General features: G+C 65.5%; 10 protein-coding genes. 2 read left to right on the top strand and 8 right to left on the bottom strand.

What is annotated here, in order from left to right:
- Positions 1-123: 123 nt before the first annotated feature.
- The 5 genes from KQI11_RS02895 to KQI11_RS02875 all read right to left on the bottom strand — a co-directional run bounded on the left by KQI11_RS02895 (position 124) and on the right by KQI11_RS02875 (position 9,038).
- A complete protein-coding gene (locus KQI11_RS02895; RefSeq protein WP_185915862.1) occupies positions 124-1,188 on the bottom strand; it encodes a hypothetical protein in 1,065 nt (354 codons plus the stop codon).
- A 123-nt stretch (positions 1,189-1,311) separates the two neighbouring features.
- Entirely contained in the window at positions 1,312-4,761 is a 3,450-nt protein-coding gene (mfd, locus tag KQI11_RS02890; protein ID WP_216401023.1) for a transcription-repair coupling factor, read from the bottom strand.
- Positions 4,762-4,797: 36 nt separating this feature from the next.
- A complete protein-coding gene (gene pth, locus KQI11_RS02885; protein ID WP_216401022.1) occupies positions 4,798-5,382 on the bottom strand; it encodes an aminoacyl-tRNA hydrolase in 585 nt (194 codons plus the stop codon).
- A gap of 555 nt (positions 5,383-5,937) precedes the next feature.
- Complete coding sequence (locus tag KQI11_RS02880; RefSeq protein ID WP_216401021.1) at positions 5,938-7,644, bottom strand: putative bifunctional diguanylate cyclase/phosphodiesterase; 1,707 nt, start codon at positions 7,642-7,644, stop codon at positions 5,938-5,940.
- Positions 7,645-7,817: 173 nt separating this feature from the next.
- Positions 7,818-9,038 (bottom strand): MFS transporter, encoded by a 1,221-nt coding sequence (locus KQI11_RS02875; protein ID WP_216401020.1) that lies wholly within the window; start codon positions 9,036-9,038, stop codon positions 7,818-7,820.
- Positions 9,039-9,329: 291 nt separating this feature from the next.
- Between KQI11_RS02875 and KQI11_RS02870 the strand changes: the two genes are divergently transcribed.
- The gene (locus KQI11_RS02870; RefSeq protein ID WP_216401019.1) at positions 9,330-10,547 is read left to right on the top strand and encodes an MFS transporter; all 1,218 of its coding nucleotides are present in this window, start codon (positions 9,330-9,332) and stop codon (positions 10,545-10,547) included.
- Here KQI11_RS02870 and KQI11_RS02865 read toward each other — a convergent pair.
- The 3 genes from KQI11_RS02865 to glmU form a co-directional block, all read right to left on the bottom strand.
- Positions 10,483-11,022, bottom strand: coding sequence for a radical SAM protein (locus tag KQI11_RS02865; protein WP_216401018.1), 540 nt, complete (start codon positions 11,020-11,022; stop codon positions 10,483-10,485). The genes KQI11_RS02870 and KQI11_RS02865 overlap by 65 nt on opposite strands.
- A gap of 105 nt (positions 11,023-11,127) precedes the next feature.
- Positions 11,128-12,084, bottom strand: coding sequence for a ribose-phosphate pyrophosphokinase (locus KQI11_RS02860; protein ID WP_021658498.1), 957 nt, complete (start codon positions 12,082-12,084; stop codon positions 11,128-11,130).
- 71 nt (positions 12,085-12,155) lie between these two features.
- A complete protein-coding gene (glmU, locus tag KQI11_RS02855; protein WP_216401017.1) occupies positions 12,156-13,568 on the bottom strand; it encodes a bifunctional UDP-N-acetylglucosamine diphosphorylase/glucosamine-1-phosphate N-acetyltransferase GlmU in 1,413 nt (470 codons plus the stop codon).
- A 427-nt stretch (positions 13,569-13,995) separates the two neighbouring features.
- Here glmU and ppdK point away from each other — a divergent pair, with 427 nt between their 5' ends.
- On the top strand, positions 13,996-16,620 hold the full coding sequence (gene ppdK / locus KQI11_RS02850; RefSeq protein ID WP_185915870.1) for a pyruvate, phosphate dikinase: 2,625 nt from the start codon (positions 13,996-13,998) through the stop codon (positions 16,618-16,620).
- Positions 16,621-16,755 lie beyond the last annotated feature (135 nt).

Here is a 16,755-nt window from a genome sequence, read left to right as displayed (position 1 = left end):
TGGGCCCGACGGGGGCCCAAAGGCGTGGGCGGCTGTCTTTTCAAGCCGGCCCAAAAAAGAAAAAACGGGACTTCCGCCCGTTTTTTCAGCGGGTGGGGCAGACCGCGCCCCTCCCCCCATATGTTACGACGCCACGTACTTGATCTTTTTGGGGCTGAACTCCTTGACCGCCGCATCGTTGTAGACGATCTCCAGCCCCTCTTCTGCAGCCTTGCTCTTTTCGGAGAACTCGCCCTCCTTCATCTCCACCAGCAGCGAGGTGCGGGCGGAGGCAAAGTCCGCCTCGTTGGCGAGGGCGCTCTGGCGCTGGTAGACAAAGGTGTACTGGGCCGCCTCGTAGCGGTTGTAGTCCCCCACCCCGTCGGCCTTGATCTGGTTGATCATGTTCATGGGGTAGGTGCTGTAGTTCTCGGTGTCCTTATTGATGAAGTCCTGCTGCACGAAGTCGGTCCCCTCGGCAAAGGAGTGGCCGCCCACCTCCAGCACCTGGGGCATGAACTCGTCGGCCACCTCTTTCATGGTGGCGCCGCCTTTCAACTTGGCGAGCATCTGCTCGGACAGGTCGTTGATGGTGGCGATCCCGTCGGAGGAGATGGCGTTTGACTCGCTGTTGAGCTTGGGCAGGGCCAGGAAGGAGATGTGCAGGTACTGGCTCTCAAAGTAGGCCTTGAGCTCGTCGTCCCCCACCGGGGTCAGCCCGTCGGCGCCGTAGTAGTGGTCGAAGAGCTTGCTGGACTTGAGGGCCGAGCGCACCAGGGTGCGGTAGGTGTCTTTGCCGATGCCGTTTTTCTCGAGGGCCTTCTTCTGGCTGTCCCAGTTCTGGTTGACGTTGGCCTCGATCTGGGCCTCGTCCTCCTCGGTGACCTCCAGCCCCTCTTTGTCAAAGAGGTTTTCCATGGCCGCGTAGCTGATGCAGCGGGCCTTGGTCTGGTCTTTGATGTAGTCGGTGGCGCTCTGCTCGCCGATCTGCTCTTTCAAGACGGTCTTGACCTCTTTGGGGTTTTTCTGCGACTGTTCGGCCGCGTCCAGGTAGCTGGCGTACTGGTAGTAGAGGTAGAGGCCGCTGGAGATCTCCACCTCGCCCACCTTGGCGGCGTAGTCAAAGCTCTTGCCCAGGGTGCAGCCGGTCAGCGAGGCCAGCAGCCCCAAAGCGGCCAGGCCGGCCGCCAGCTTATGTTTAAAAGACATCGTCTTTCCTCCCATTTTCTTTTCGCGCCACAGCGCATACAACTAGCTACGATTATAGCAATTTTTTGGGGGGCTGTCAAAAGTCAATTCCCCCTGGAAGGGGCGCTGGGCGCGGCGCGTCCCCTAGGCGTGGGACATGGCGTCGAGCACCGCCCGGATCCCGTCGATGGGGCGGTGGGGATTTTCCAGCACCGCCTGCAAAAAGGGCTTCTCCCCGGCGTTGAAGAGGACGTTTTTGACCCCCTTCTTGCAGCCCACCGCCCGGGCGACCCGCTCCATTTCCAGGTGGACAAAGCGGATGGTGACGGTGTCCTCCCGCTGGGTGATCTCCCCCACCCCCAAATTGGCGGCCTGGTTGCGCAGCAGGGCCACGTCCACCAGCCCCACCACCGGCGCCGGCGGGTCGGAGAAACGGTCGATGAGCTCGTCGAGCAGGTCGTCGGCCTCCTCCCGGGACTGGATGGCGGCGATCTTTTTGTAGGTGTCGATCCGGCTGGCCATGTCCTCGATATAGGCCTTGGGGATGTAGGCGTCCAGCTGGATGTCCACCAAACACTCCTCGTTCTTGTAGGGCTTCTCCTCGCCCTTCTTCTCGCTCACCGCCTCGGAGAGCAGGCGCAGGTACATGTCGTAGCCCACCGCTTCCATGTGGCCGTGCTGCTGGGCGCCGAGGATGTTCCCCGCCCCCCGGATCTCCAGGTCCCGCATGGCGATCTTGAAGCCCGAGCCAAAGCTGGTGAACTCCCGGATGGCCGTCAGCCGCTTGGAGGCCACTTCCGACAGGGCCTTGCCCCGCTTGAAGGTGAAGTAGGCGAAGGCCCGCTTGGCGCTGCGCCCCACCCGCCCCCGGATCTGGTAGAGCTGGGAGAGGCCCAGCCGGTCGGCGTCCTCGATGATGAGGGTGTTGCAGTTGGCCACGTCCACCCCGGTCTCGATGATGGTGGTGCACACCAGCACGTCGATGCTGCCCTCCAGCAGCTGGGCCCAGACCGAGGAGAGCTCCCGCTCGCCCATCTTGCCGTGGGCCACCGCCACGTTGGCGTCGGGGGCCATCTGCCGCACCCGGGAAGCGCAGGCCTCGATGGACTCCACCCGGTTGTAGAGGTAGTAGACCTGCCCGCCCCGGCGCAGCTCCTTGCGGATGGCGTCCCCCACCACCAGGTCGCTGTGCTCGAGCACATAGGTCTGGATGGGGTGGCGGTCCTGGGGCGGCTCGTCGATGATGGAGATGTCGCGGATCCCGCTCATGGCCATGTTCAGGGTGCGGGGGATGGGGGTGGCCGAGAGGGTGAGTACGTCGATGCCCTTGAAGGCCTCTTTGAACTTCTCCTTGTGGGCCACCCCGAAGCGCTGCTCCTCGTCGATGACCACCAGCCCCAGGTCTTTGAACCTCACGTCCTTTTGCAGCAGCCGGTGGGTGCCCACCACAATGTCGGCCTGCCCGCTCCTGAGCCGGCGGATCGATTCGGCCTGCTGGGCCGGGGTGCGAAAGCGGGAGAGCAGCTCCACGTTCACCGGGAAGTTGCCCATCCGCTTGAGGATGGTCTGGTAGTGCTGCCAGGCGAGGATGGTGGTGGGCACCAGGATGGCGCACTGCTTGGAGTCGAGCACGCACTTGAAGGCCGCCCGCAGGGCCACCTCGGTCTTGCCGTAGCCCACGTCCCCGCAGAGCACCCGGTCCATCGGCCGGGGGGACTGCATGTCGGCCTTGATCTCCTCGATGCAGCGCAGCTGGTCGTCGGTCTCGGTGTACTCAAAGCGCTCCTCGAATTCCCGCTGCCACTCGCTGTCCTCCGAAAAGGCAAAGCCCTTGGCCGCCGCCCGCTCGGCGTAGAGTTTGATGAGCTCGTCGGCCATGTCCTTGACCGAGGAGTAGACCCGCTGCTTGGTCCGCTGCCACTCGGTGGAGTGGAGCTTGTTGAGCTTTATCTTTCGGTCCTCCCGGGGGCCGATGTACTTGCTCACCAGGTCCAGCTGGGTCACCGGCACAAAGAGGACGTCCTTGCCCGCGTACTGGATCTTCAGGTAGTCCTTCTTCACCCCCTGCAGGTCCAACTGGGTGATGCCGGTGAACTGGCCGATGCCGTGGGTCACGTGCACCACGTAGTCCCCGGGGGTCACGTCCTCCAGGGTGGTGATGGCGTCCTTCCCCCGCTTCTTCTTGGCCGTCCGCCGCTTGCCCTTGCCTTTGCCCTCCTGCAGGGTGTAGGAGATGACCCCCACCCGCAGTTCGGGGTACTCGAACCCGGCGGTGAGGGTGCCGGCCGCCACATAGACCTTCTTGGGGGAGAGGGTCTTGCCCGAATCGGTGTACTGGGCGTTGTAGCCGTCCCTCTGCAGGTCGTAGGCCAGGGTCTTGGCCGCCTTCTCGGTCCCCGCCAAAATCAGGGTGCAGTAGTTTTGCTCCTGCTGGCTGGCAAGCTCCTCCAGCAGCAGGTTCATCTGCCCGCTCCAGCTGGCGGTGGAGACGGCGGTGAAGTCCAGCAGCTCCTTTAAGGGGAACTCCAACTGGCGGGAAAAGGTCTCCAAAAAGGCGGTGCGGCCCCTGCCCAGGCGGGCCAAAAAGGCCCCCTTCTCGTCGGCAAAGGCGGTCGCCTTCCCCGAGAGGAGCTTTTGCTCCAACAGCTCCTTTACATCCTCCCCCAGCTGCCAGTGAAAGCCCTCCAGCTCCTGGGTCATCTCCTGCAGTTCGCTGGTGAAGACAAAGGCGTCCTCCAGGTAGTCAAAGAGGGTGGCCCGCTCGGGCAGGCAGAGGCTCAGGTAGCGGTCGAGCCCCGCCACCTCGGCCCCGGTCTCCAGCCGCTCGGCGTCGGCCAGCAGGGCCTCGGGCCCGTTTTTCCCCAGTTTGCGCAACTTGGCGGCCAGGGCCGCCGGGTCGGCCACCAGCACCTCCCTGGCCGGGGTGATCTCCACTGCCTCCACCCCGTCGCCCCGGCGCTGGGTGAGCAGGTCGAAGGCGGCGATGGTGTCCACCTCGTCCCCCCAGAATTCCAGCCGCAGAGGGGCGGCCGCCTGGGGCGGATAGAGGTCGACGATCCCCCCCCGCACCGAGAACTGGCCCGGCCCGTCCACCTGGGGGCGACGGACATACCCGGCCTCCACCAGTCGGCGGGCCAGTTGGTCGGTGGGGCAGGCGTCCCCCGGGCGCAGCACAAAGGTGGCCTCCCGGTAGCGCTGGGGGGGCAGGGTGTACTGGCAGGCGGCGGGGGCGGTGGCCACGGCGATGGGACAGCTGCCGTCGAGCACCCGCCCCAGCACCGACAGCCGCCCGTACTCAAACTCGCGGGAGGCCCCCTCCACCGGGTGGAAGACGTAGTCCTTCTGCCGGTAGAGGGCGGCGGCCTCCCCGCCGATCATGGTGTTGAGGTTGCGCACCATCCGCTCCCCGACCCGCTCGTCGGGCACCAGCACCAGCATCTGGCGGCCGGTCTCGGCGTAGAGGGCGGCGATCAAGTTGGCCTTGTGCACGGTGGAGAGACCGTAGCAGGCCAGGGGGACGCGGCCCTCTTCCAGGCTGCGGCGCAGGGTCTCGAAGGCGGGCACCCCCTGCCAGATGCGGGTAAAAAACTCCATCCTCACACACTCCTCTGCCCCCGGCGCAGGGGGGCTCTAGTTGTAGCGGTTCATGGCCTCGTTCAGGTTGTCCTCCAGCAGCAGCCGCAGGGTGTCCAGGCAGGGGCCGGCCAAGGCCCGCACCGCCTCCCACTCCTTGGGGGAGAGGGCGCCCAGCACCCAGTCGGCCAGGTCGTAGTCGGGGTGGGGCTTCTTCCCCACCCCGATCTTGATGCGGGGGTAGTTCTCGCTGTCCAGCGAGAGGGCGATGTCCCGCAGGCCGTTGTGCCCCCCGTGGGAGCCCTTGCGGCGGATGCGCATCTTCCCCACGTCCAGGGAGACATCGTCGCAGATCACCAGCACCCGCTCGGGAGGGAGGCGGTAGTAGCTGGCCACCTCGTGCACGCAGAGGCCCGAGCGGTTCATAAAGGTCTGGGGTTTGACAAACAGCACCTTTTTGCCGTCGACGAGCCCCTGCCCGCAGGTCCCCTGGTGCTTGAGCCGGCTGACCGACACCCCCAGCTCCCGGGCGATGTCGTCGACGAGCACAAAGCCCACATTGTGGCGGGTGCGCTCGTACTTCTTGCCGGGGTTGCCCAGCCCCACCACGCAGAGGTCGATATTGGGTTTGGAAAACAGCATGTTCTCTCTCCTGGTCTGGGACAGGCCCGGGGCCCGTCCCCCTTTTTTTTGCAAAATGGGCGCAACAAGTCGGGGCGGACCGGTGTCAGCCACCGCCCCGCTCAAACTGCCGCCCGCGCACTGCAAGCGCCTTTCATTATAGCCCATCGCGCCGCCCGGTTCAACACCTTCGGGGCGGTTTTCCCCCCTTCGGCCCACTTCGACATTTGGCACAGGAAAAAGGGGGGCTCGTTTCCGCGAAAAGGGATGCCCGCACAAAAAAGGGGCGCCGAGATGGCTGCCCCTCCATTTTTGTTGCAATTGGGCGCCCTCACGCCCCCCGCGGGAGGCGCCGCCCGGTCTTCCCCCGCCGCCCCGTCCGAAAGGCCCTGCGCACACGCCGGAGTCGGCCGGGGCCCCGGCGGTGGCAGACGTTTCCCCGCAGGCCCCGATCGGCTGCCGCTGCGGTCCCGGCGGCCGATCGGGCCCGCGCCAACGGCGCAAACTGTCTCCCTGCCGGCGGCGCGCTCGGGGGGCGGCTGGCCAACCCCACCGCCTTATCGGCAGTCGCCCCTCTTACCCCTCGGCGCCGGGCCAGTACTTCTCCTCAAAGGCCTCTCTGGTGATGGGGCGGGACACGTAGTACCCCTGTACACTGTCGGCGTTCAAGGTCTGCACCGTCTTCAGTTCGTCGAGCTGTTCGACCCCCTCGACACAGACCGAGATGCCCACGCTGTGGCAGAGCTGGATCACCGCGGCGATGAAGGCGCGGTTGAACTCGTGCGTCTGGTCGTTGATGAGGGAGATGAAGAGCCGGTCGATCTTCACGATGTCCGCCGGCATCTGGGTGAGCATCCCCAGGGAGGAGTAGCCTGTCCCAAAATCGTCCATGGCGATTTGAATGCGCGCGCTCCGCAGCCCCTGAAAGGCCTCTCGCAGGGCGGGCATGTCGGTGACAAAACAGCTCTCGGTCAATTCCAGCACCAGGTGCCGGGGGTCCAGTTCACGCCGCTGGAGCAGGTCCAGCACAAAGGGGACAAAGGCCTTGTCCGCCAGCTGCAGATAGGAGACGTTGACGTTCATGACAAAGTCGGGGCAGAAATCCAGCCAGCGCTTGCAGGTGGTCACCGCCTCCTCCAGCACCCACCGCCCCAGCTGGGCGATGAGGCCGCTGGATTCCAGCAGGGGGATAAATTCCACCGGCGACACCGGGCCAAAGGGCTCGCAGGACCAGCGCAGCAGGGCCTCGGCGCCGACGAGCTGCAGACCGCCCCCCTCTTCAAAGCGGACAAAGGGCTGGTAGACCAGCGAGAAGTGCTCCATCCCGCTGCGGGCGCTCTGCTGCAGGCAGCTGGTCAGCTCCATCTTGCGGATGCGCTGCTTCAGCAGGTCGGGGGTGAAGGCGGTACAGCGGTTCTTGCCGCCGTCCTTCGAGGCCTCGAGGGCGCTCTCGGCGTATTTGAGCAGGTCCAGGTAGTTGTCCGCGTCCCGCCCGATCTGGGCGGTGCCGCCGGAGATGGTGCAGAAATAGGGGGTGCCGTCCACCTCCTGTTCCCGGTTGGCACAGAGGTGGATGGTCCGGTAGAGCCGCTCCATCTCCTCCGGCGAGGCCCCCGGGCAGACGACGGCGAACTCGTCCCCGTCAAAGCGAAAGACCTCTGCCCGCGGGGGGAGCAGCCGCTGCAGGTTCTGGGCGATCTGGCGCAGCACCGAGTCGCCGAAGATGTGGTTTTTCAGGTTGTTGATCCGCTTGAAGTCGTCCAGCCCCAGCAGCAGGATGCCCCCCGGCGCCTCCGCCCGCTCCAGCAGGCGCTCGACGCGCTTGCGGCACTCGCCCTGGGTGAAGAGGCCGGTGGTGGGGTCGATCTTTCCCTTGTTGGCGATGGGGGCCACCACCCCCGCAAAGGTGAGCGGCCGGCCCCCTTCGCCCCGGTTGAGCAGGCCCCGGCAGACCACCCAGACGTATTCGCCCCCGCGGTTTTTGACCTGGTACTCCACGTTGTGCTCGTCGGTGCGGCCCGCCAGCATCTCGTCGATGGAGGCAAAGTAGCGCCTTTGGTCCCGGGGGTGGACCAGCTCCCCCCAGCGGGACACCAGCCCCTTCACAAGCCGCCCCGGCAGCGCGAAGTCCTGCGCCATGTTTTCCGAGACGAGGGCGAGATCGGCGGCCATGTCCACAATGTAGACATAGTCCTCCGTGCTGTTGACGATCGCCTTGTAGAGCACCTGCGCGTCGATGGGAAACGACTGGAGCGCGTGGGAGCTGATGTGCGGAGTCTCCATTGGTGGCCTCCTCGCCAGAGATCCTGGCGCCCTTTCAAGCGGGTGCTGAAAGTCTCTCTTTTTATTCCCTTTTTGCAGAGCAAGTCTGTACAGTCAACTGTATTATACCACGCGGCCAGGCCGCTGAACAATCGCTTTTTCCGATTGCAATAAAAAGTGCTTTTTCAAAATTTCTAGGCGGCGGATCTGCCCCGGGCCGCGCGGGGGAAGGCCAGGGCCAACAGGCAGAGCAGCGCCATCAGCCCGCCGGCGGCCCCAAAGAGCACCGGGTAGCTGCCCCCGGCCAGGGGGGCCACCAGGTAGGTGGGCAGCAAAAAGCCTCCCAGCATCTGCAGGGTGGCGATGATCCCCCCCGCCGCCCCGGCGTAGCGGGGGCCGATTTCGGGCAGGGTGGCGGGCAGGGAGAGCAGCAGGGGGAAAAACATCCCCAGGGCCACCCCGGTGACAAAGAGGACCGCCCCCATGACAAGGCCCTGGGGCAACAGCCAGCCAAAGGCCGCCCCCAGGCCGAAGACCGCCCCGGCCCCGATCAGGCAGCCCTTGAGACTGCCGGTCTTTTGCAGCAAAACCGGCCCCAACAGGGCCCCGAAGATGTTGCCGACCGTCACCGCCGAGGCGGCCACCCCGGCGGCGGCCGCCGCCATTCCCCGCACCTGTTGCAGGGCGCTGGGCAAAAAGGCGTTGAGGAGGATGCAGGCCCCCATCAGGCAGGCCATGCAGCCCCCCGCCAGCCAGACCGAGCGGCTGCGGGCGGCCACCGCTATGCTCTCCCCCGCCGAGGGGGGCGCGGCCTCCTCTTTGACGGGCGCGTCCGGCGCCCCCTCAGGCCGCTCGCGCATCAGCAGCAGCCAGAGCAGGGCGGCGGCCGCGCAGACGGCGAAGGCCACCCAGTAGGCCGCCTTGGCGCTGGGCAGCAGGGCGGTGGTGGCCAGGGCCGCCGTCATCCCCACCGGGGAGGAGGTGAGCACCGCCCCCGCCACCGTTCCCGCCCGCTGCGGGGGGTACCAGTTCCCCACCACCTTGGCGGTGTTGGCGTTCAAAAAGGCCATCCCCACCCCCAGCAGCACCATGCTCCCCATCAGCCCCAGGTAGCTGCCGCAGAGGGGGCGCAGGGCGGTGCCCAGGGCGCTGACGGCCAGCCCCACCCCCGCCACCCGGCGCACCCCCCAGCGGTCGGAGAGGGCCCCGGCGAAGAAGGAGAGGAGGAAGGCCGGGATCATCGGCGCCGAGAAGGCGCTGGAAAACTGGGCGGCGTCCAGCCCCAGGGCGGCGGTGATCTCCGGCCCCAGGGGGGAGAGTTGGTACTGGGCGTAGTTGACCGCCAACAGCCCGAAAAAAAAGACCGCCATGGTGGCCGCGCCCCGGCCGCCCGGCCGCTTGTTCTGTCTGTGCAAGAAAATCGTCCCCTCTCTATTGTCCGCCACCCGCGCGCAGGGAGCTGCCAGTGGCCGATAGCTGCATTGTATCACAGCCGCTTTGCCGGGTGATACCGGCAAAAGCACAGAAGAAAGGGGCAAAATCCCGGCATTTTGCCGGAACCGGCCCTCCGGCGGGGAAAACACGGGATGGCACCCGGTCCAAAATCGTGCTAAAATGAGCAGAGATCGGCGGGTTTCGGCCGCTTTTGGACCGTTTTGGACTATATCGTCCCGCGGCGGGACCCGCCAAAAAAGGAGGATGAACCCTTGCAGTCAAACCCCTCGCTCGCCCGGCGGATGACCGCCCAGTACGCCAGCTTACAGGGCGCTTACTGGATGGTCTTCTGCGCCGTCATGAGCTTTGCCTCGGCCTTTTTGCTCTCCCGCGATTTTGACACCACCCAGATCGGGGTGGTGCTGGCCCTCTCCAACGTGTTCGGGGCGCTGCTCCAGCCCGCGGCCGCCTTCCTGGCCGACCGGGCGCGCCGGTTCTCCCTGCGGCAGATCGCCGCCGCTATCGCCTTTGCGGCGGCCGCCCTGTCGGGGGTGCTGCTGCTCATCCCCCGCTCCTTCTGGCTGACGGCCGTCCTCTTCTGCCTGGTAGCCACCGCCATGCTCACCGTTCAGCCCCTGATCAACGCCCTGGGGTTTGTCTACGAGCGGTGGGGGCTGTCCATCGACTTCGGCCTGGCGCGGGGGATCGGCTCCCTCTGCTATGCGGCGGTCTCGTTTTTGCTGGGGCTGCTGTTGGAGCGGTGGGGGGCCGACGTGCTGCCGGTGGGGTTTGTGCTGCTCTACCTCCTCATCGCCCTGCTGGCCTTGACCTTTCGCGCCAAGGGGCTGACCGACGCCCCCGCCGCCAAGGCCGGTGAAGAGGGGGCGGGAGAGGGGGAGCGCCCCTCCTCCCTGCTGGAGTTCTTCCGGCAAAACCCCCGCTTCACCCTCTTTCTGGCGGGGGCGACCTGCGTCTTTGTCTTTCACACCATGCTCAACAACTTCCTGATGCAGATCGTGGTGCACGCCGGGGGGCAGAGCGCCGACTTCGGGGCTGCCCTCACGGTGGCCTCGGCCCTGGAACTGCCCACCATGGCCCTCTTCTCCCGGCTGGTGCGCAGGGTCCGCTGCGAGGCCCTGCTGAAGATCTCGCTGGGGTTCTTCCTCGTCAAGGCGGCGCTGCTGTTTTTGGCCCGCGACCCGGGGGGCATCTACTTGAGCCAGGTCTTTCAGGTGGGGGGCTTCGCCCTCTTCACCCCGGCGGCCGTCCACTACGCCAACGCCGTCATCGCCGGGGCCGACCGGGTGAAGGGGCAGGCCATGCTGGCGGTGACCAACACCCTGGGCGGGGTCTTCGGCTCGCTGCTGGGGGGCTGGCTCATCGACCGGGTGGGCATCCCCGCCACGCTGCTGTTCGGGGTGGGGATCACCGCCCTGGGCGGCGCGGTGGCCTGGCTGGCCCTGGGGCGCGCCCCAGCCCCAAAGGGCTGACCCGGCTCTTTTTTCGGGCGCGCCCTGTGTTTGGGGGATAGATACCGGCGCCGGCGGCCAGGCGGCGGGCAAAGTCCAGCGCCGCGGGGAGGGGGATGCGCCGCTGGTGGAAGGCGTCGGCCGAGAGGAGCACCTCGGCCCCCACCTCCCCCAGCCAGCCGGCCACCTGGGCCACCCGGACGGGATCGCGGGAGAAGTAGCCGTTGGTGATGACCTGCCGCCGGGGGATGCCGGCGGTCTTGGCCTCCCGCAGGAGGGCGACGGTGTCCCCCGGCCAGAGGAGGGGCTCGCCCCCAAAACACATCGCCGAGCGCAGGGGGAAGCGCTGTGCCAGCCGGGTGAGCACCCCCTCGCAGAGGGCGTAGGGGAGGTGACCGGGCGGGTGGTCGGACATCTCCCCCTGGGAGCAGTGGGCACAGCGGCCGGTGCAGTGGTAGATCATGGTGAATTCGACCCGATCGAGGTTCAGATACATCTCTCCTCTCCCCCGTTGCGGCAGTTTTTCCCATCATCGCACAGGCGGGGAAAAAGAAAAAGCGGGGCGGCTGTATGCCGCCCCGCCTGATTTTGCGGGCAGGGATCAGACAAAGAGGGTGGAGACCGACTTGTCGGAGTAGATGCGGGCGATGGCCTCGGCAAAGACGGGGGCCACCGGGAGGATGCGGAACTTGTCGAGCATCTTCTCGGGGGGGATGGGGATGGTGTCGAGGAAGACCAGCTCTTTGATGGGGGACTCCTTGATGCGCTCGATGGCGGGGCCGGAGAGGACCGCGTGGGTGGCGCAGGCGTAGACCTCTTTGGCGCCCTTGCCCATGAGGGCCTTGGCGGCGTTGCAGAGGGTGCCGGCGGTGTCGATCATGTCGTCGGCGAGGATGACGGTCTTGTCCTTCACGTCGCCGATGATGTTCATCACCTCGGAGACATTGGCCTTCTGGCGGCGCTTGTCGACGATGGCGATGGGCACGTCGAGCTTTTGGGCGAAGGAGCGCACCCGGGTGACCGACCCCAAATCGGGGGAGACCACCACCAGGTTCTCCTTCTTGCCGGCGAACTTCTTCTCGTAGTAGGGCTCCAGCAGGGGGACGCCCAGCAGGTGGTCCACCGGGATGTCGAAGAAGCCGGTGAGCTGGGCGGCGTGCAGATCCATGGTCAGGACCCGGTCAGCCCCGGCGGCGGTGATCAGGTCGGCCACCAGCTTGGCGGAGATGGGGTCGCGGGCCTTGCTCTTGCGGTCCTGGCGGGCATAGCCGTAATACGGGATGACGGCGGTGATGCGGCCGGCCGAGGCGCGCTTGAAGGCGTCGATCATGATGAGCAGCTCCATCAGGTGCCGGTTGACCGGCGCGCAGGTGGACTGGACCACGAAGACGTCGGAACCGCGGACGGTCTCGTGGATGGAGACCGAGATCTCCCCGTCGGAGAACATCCCCACGTCCGATTTGCCCAGAGGCAGGCCCAGGTATTCGGCGATCTCCTCGGCCACCTTCTTGTTGGAGTTGGCGGAAAAAATCTTAATGTCCTTGCCGTGTACGTTCATAGTTTTTTAACTCCCCTATTTATCTGGCTGCCCCGCACCGGTGCGACGGCAGCGTTTTGCACCCTGCGGCGCTACCGTTCCTCTTCTTTTTTCTTCTTGGCCTTGGCGATGCGGCCGGCCAACTTCTTGCCGGCCCAGTTCTCGACGGTCTTTTGGTACCCGCGCTCGATGGCCAGGGCGCCGGCGGGCACGTCCTCGGTGATGGTGGAGCCGGCGGCGGTGTAGGCCCCCTCCCCCACGGTGACCGGGGCCACCAGGTTGGTGTTGCAGCCGATGAAGGCGTTGTCGCCGATGACGGTGCGGTACTTCTGGCTGCCGTCGTAGTTGACGGTGACGCAGCCGCAGCCGAAGTTGACCCCCGAGCCCACGTCGCTGTCCCCCACGTAGGTGAGGTGGGCGACGCTGGTGCCCTCCCCCACGGTGGAGTTTTTGATCTCGACGAAGTTGCCCACCTTGGCGCCGTCTTGCACCCGGGAGCCGGGCCGCACCTGGACGAAGGGCCCCATCCGCACCCCGGAGCCGATCTCCGAATTGGTCACCTGGGAGGCGTTGAGCACAGTGCCGTCGCCCACCACCGCGTCGGTGAGCAGGGAGTTGGGGCCGATGGTGCAGCTGCAGCCCACCACGGTGTGCCCCTTGATGATGGTGCCCGGGAGGATGGTGGTGTCCGCCCCGATCTCGCAGTCGGGGGAGAGGACGATGCCGTCGAGGGTGACGAACTCGACCCCTTGGCGCATCTGCTTTTCAATGACCCGGCGGCGGGCGATCTCCCCCAGCTTGTAGAGGGAGAGGCGGTCGTTGGCCCCCAGCACCACGTCCTCGCTCTGGGCGGTGTAGGTGCCGGCGCCCCTGCCGGCGCGCAGCAGGAGGGAGACGGTGTCGGTCAGGTAGTACTCGCCCTGGGCGTTGTCGTTTTGCAGCTGGTGGAGCACCTCCAGCAGGGCGGCGGTCTCAAACCAGTAGGCGCCGGAGTTGACCTCGCGGATGGCCCGCTCGGCCTCGGTGGCGTCTTTCTGCTCGACGATCTTGGCGATCTGCCCGCCGTCCTTGACGATGCGGCCGTAGCCGGTGGGGTCGTCGAGCTCGGCGGTGATGACGGTGACGGCGTTGCCCGACTGGAGGTGGCTCTCCAGCGAGCGGCGGATGGTGTCCTCGTCGACAAAGGGGGCGTCGCCGCATAAAATAAGGGTATGCCCGTCCCGGTGGGAGTTGAGAAATGCCTCCCCCTGCAGCACGGCGTGGCCCGTTCCCAGCCGTTTGGTCTGCATGGCGACGGCAAACCGATCCCCCAGGACCTGGCATACCTCTTCGCTGCCGTGGCCCACCACGACACAGATGTCCTCGATGCCCGCGCGCTCCAGCGCGTCGGTCACCCAGGAGATCATCGGCTTGAAGAGGACCTCGCAGAGCACCTTGGGCTTGCGCGAGCGCATGCGGGTCCCCTCGCCCGCCGCCAGGACGACGGCGTTGATGGCTGCTTCCATGTACTTGCCTCCTGTTTCCAGTTGTGTTCGGCATGGGGGAAGGCGCGCGGCCCCGCCCCGGCATATAAGCTACCTCGTTTTTACACAGTGCCCTCCAGGCGCAAGAAAGCCCCTTTTCCCATGGGGGAAGCGGGGTCTTTTTGACGAATCGGCGCACTGCTCTTTATATAATTATTACAACTTCCCGTCCCTTTTGCAAGCCCTTTTTCCGGCTCTGGGGAAAATCTATTGAAAATCACCAATAAAACACAAAAAAAGCAAATTGGGTATAGCAAATACAATCTCGATTTGCTATAATGGGCGCATAGACGGTGCGTCTGAACAGATTGGGGATGAGAGGACTATGTGGGCTCTTTCCGGCGAGGGGGAGCGCGCATAGTCTTTGTGGTGTCCAAATCTGTTTACAAAAAACAGGAGGTAGATACCCGTGAGCACGAAATACGTGTACAAGTTTTCCGAAGGCAACGGAACCATGCGGGAGCTGTTGGGCGGCAAAGGCGCCAACCTGGCCGAGATGACCAACCTCGGCATGCCGGTTCCCCAGGGCTTCACCGTTACCACCGAGGCCTGCACCAAGTACTACGAGGACGGCAAGCAGATCAACGAGGACATCCAGAAGGAGATCTTTGAGAATCTGGCCGAGTTCGAGAAGCTGGTCGGCAAAAAGTTCGGCGACCCCGAGAACCCGCTGCTGGTGTCGGTCCGCTCCGGCGCCCGCGCCTCTATGCCCGGCATGATGGACACCATCCTCAACCTGGGCCTCAACGACGAAGTGGTGGAGGGCTTTGCCAAATTCACCAACAACCCCCGGTTTGCCTACGACTCCTACCGCCGGTTCATCCAGATGTTCTCCGACGTGGTGATGGAGCTGCCCAAACCCGAGTTTGAGAAGATCATCGACGCCAAGAAGGAAGAGCGCGGCGTGACCCAGGACGTGGAGCTGGACGCCGACGACATGAAGGACCTGGTGGTCCGCTTCAAGGCTTTCTACAAAGAGAAAAAGGGCACCGACTTCCCCGCTGACCCGAAGGTCCAGCTGATGGAGGCCGTCAAGGCCGTGTTCCGCTCTTGGGACAACCCCCGCGCCAACGTCTACCGCCGCATGAACGAGATCCCCTACGACTGGGGCACCGCCGTCAACGTGCAGATGATGGTCTTTGGCAACTCGGGCGACCGCTCCGGCACCGGCGTTGCCTTCACCCGCAACCCCGCCACCGGCGAGAAGGCCCTCTTCGGCGAGTACCTGATCAACGCCCAGGGCGAGGACGTGGTGGCCGGCGTGCGCACCCCCTCCCCCATCTCCCACCTGCAGGAGGACATGCCCGAGGTCTACAACCAGTTCGCCGAGATCGCCAACCGGTTGGAGCAGCACTACCGCGACATGCAGGACATGGAGTTCACCATTGAAAACGGCAAGCTCTTCATGCTGCAGACCCGCAACGGCAAGCGCACCGCCGCCGCCGCCCTGAAGATCGCCGTCGACCTGGTCGACGAGGGGATGATCACCGAGGACGAGGCCGTTCTGCGCGTCGAGCCCAAGCAGCTGGATTCCCTGCTGCACCCCCAGTTCAACGCCGACGAGATGAAGAAGGCCGAGTGCATCGGCAAGGGCCTGGCCGCCTCCCCCGGCGCCGCCTGCGGCAAGGTGGTCTTCACCGCCGAGGACGCCAAGGAGTGGGCCGAGAAGGGCGAGAAGATCGTCCTGGTCCGCCGCGAGACCTCCCCTGAGGACATCGAGGGGATGAACGTGGCCGAGGGCATCCTGACCGTGCGCGGCGGCATGACCTCCCACGCGGCCGTCGTGGCCCGCGGCATGGGCACCTGCTGTGTCTCCGGCTGCGGCGAGATCGTCATCGACGAAGAGGCCAAAGAGTTCTCCCTGGGCGGCAAGACCCTGCACGAGGGCGACTTCCTCTCCATCGACGGCTCCACCGGCAACATCTACTACGGCGCCATCCCCACCAGCCCCGCCGCCATCTCCGGCGACTTCGGCCGGTTCATGGGCTGGGCCGACAAGGTCCGCAAGCTGAAGGTCCTGACCAACGCCGACACCCCCCGCGACGCCAAACAGGGCCGCGAGTTCGGCGCCCAGGGCATCGGCCTGTGCCGCACCGAGCACATGTTCTTCGAGGAGAGCCGCATCAAAGCCATGCGGGAGATGATCGTGGCCGAGACCACCGAGGACCGCAAAAAGGCCCTGGCCAAGATCGAGCCCTATCAGCAGGGCGACTTTGAGGCCCTGTACGAGGCCATGGAGGGCGACCCTGTCACCATCCGCTTCCTCGATCCGCCGCTGCACGAGTTCCTCCCCACCAAGGAAGAGGACATCAAGGAGATCGCCGACGAGCTGGGCATCACCGTTGCCAAACTCAAAGAGGTCATCGCCTCCCTGCACGAGTTCAACCCGATGATGGGTCACCGCGGCTGCCGTCTTGCCGTCTCCTACCCGGAGATCGCCGAGATGCAGACCACCGCCGTCATCCAGGCCGCCATCAACGTGACCAAGAAGGGCAACTTCGCTGTGAAGCCCCAGATCATGATCCCGCTGGTCGGCGAAGTCAAAGAGCTGAAGTTTGTCAAGGACGTGGTGGTCGCCACCGCCGACAAGCTGATCGCCGAGTCCGGCATCGACCTGGAGTACGAAGTCGGCACCATGATCGAGATCCCCCGCGCGGCCCTGACCGCCGACGAGATCGCCACCGAGGCCGAGTTCTTCAGCTTCGGCACCAACGACCTGACCCAGATGACCTTTGGGTTCAGCCGCGACGACGCCGGGAAGTTCCTCGATTACTACTACGACAACAAGATCTACGAGTCCGATCCCTTCGCCCACCTGGACCAGAAGGGTGTTGGCAAGCTGGTTGAGATGGCCGCCAAGCTGGGCCGCCAGACCAGACCCGACATCCACCTGGGCATCTGCGGCGAGCACGGCGGCGACCCGACCTCGGTCGAGTTCTGCCACCGCGTCGGCCTGGACTATGTCTCCTGCTCTCCCTTCCGGGTGCCCATCGCCCGGCTGGCTGCTGCGCAGGCCGCTCTGAAAGACAAATAAGCCATTTGAGAGCTGATGAGAGCCCCGTCGAGGCGCGAAAGCGCCCGGCGGGGCTCTCTTTTTGGCCTTTTTGGGGGGAGAGGGGAGTTGTTTGGTGGGGGGAGGGGGCTTTCGGCAAGAAGAGGGGTCCGGCGG

The sequence above is a fragment of the Acetanaerobacterium sp. MSJ-12 genome (assembly GCF_018917875.1).
GTDB lineage: Bacteria > Bacillota > Clostridia > Oscillospirales > Ruminococcaceae > Bittarella > Bittarella massiliensis.
The sequence above is the reverse complement of the archived record's forward strand: the minus strand, read 5'-3'. Positions and strand labels throughout refer to the sequence as shown.

Bases quoted from the DNA above. Each gene is read 5' to 3' on its own strand.
- KQI11_RS02895 (WP_185915862.1), bottom strand. From the start codon at position 1,188: ATGTCTTTTAAACATAAGCTGGCGGCCGGCCTGGCCGCTTTGGGGCTG.
- mfd (WP_216401023.1), bottom strand. From the start codon at position 4,761: ATGGAGTTTTTTACCCGCATCTGGCAGGGGGTGCCCGCCTTCGAGACC.
- pth (WP_216401022.1), bottom strand. From the start codon at position 5,382: ATGCTGTTTTCCAAACCCAATATCGACCTCTGCGTGGTGGGGCTGGGC.
- KQI11_RS02880 (WP_216401021.1), bottom strand. From the start codon at position 7,644: ATGGAGACTCCGCACATCAGCTCCCACGCGCTCCAGTCGTTTCCCATC.
- KQI11_RS02865 (WP_216401018.1), bottom strand. From the start codon at position 11,022: ATGTATCTGAACCTCGATCGGGTCGAATTCACCATGATCTACCACTGC.
- KQI11_RS02860 (WP_021658498.1), bottom strand. From the start codon at position 12,084: ATGAACGTACACGGCAAGGACATTAAGATTTTTTCCGCCAACTCCAAC.
- glmU (WP_216401017.1), bottom strand. From the start codon at position 13,568: ATGGAAGCAGCCATCAACGCCGTCGTCCTGGCGGCGGGCGAGGGGACC.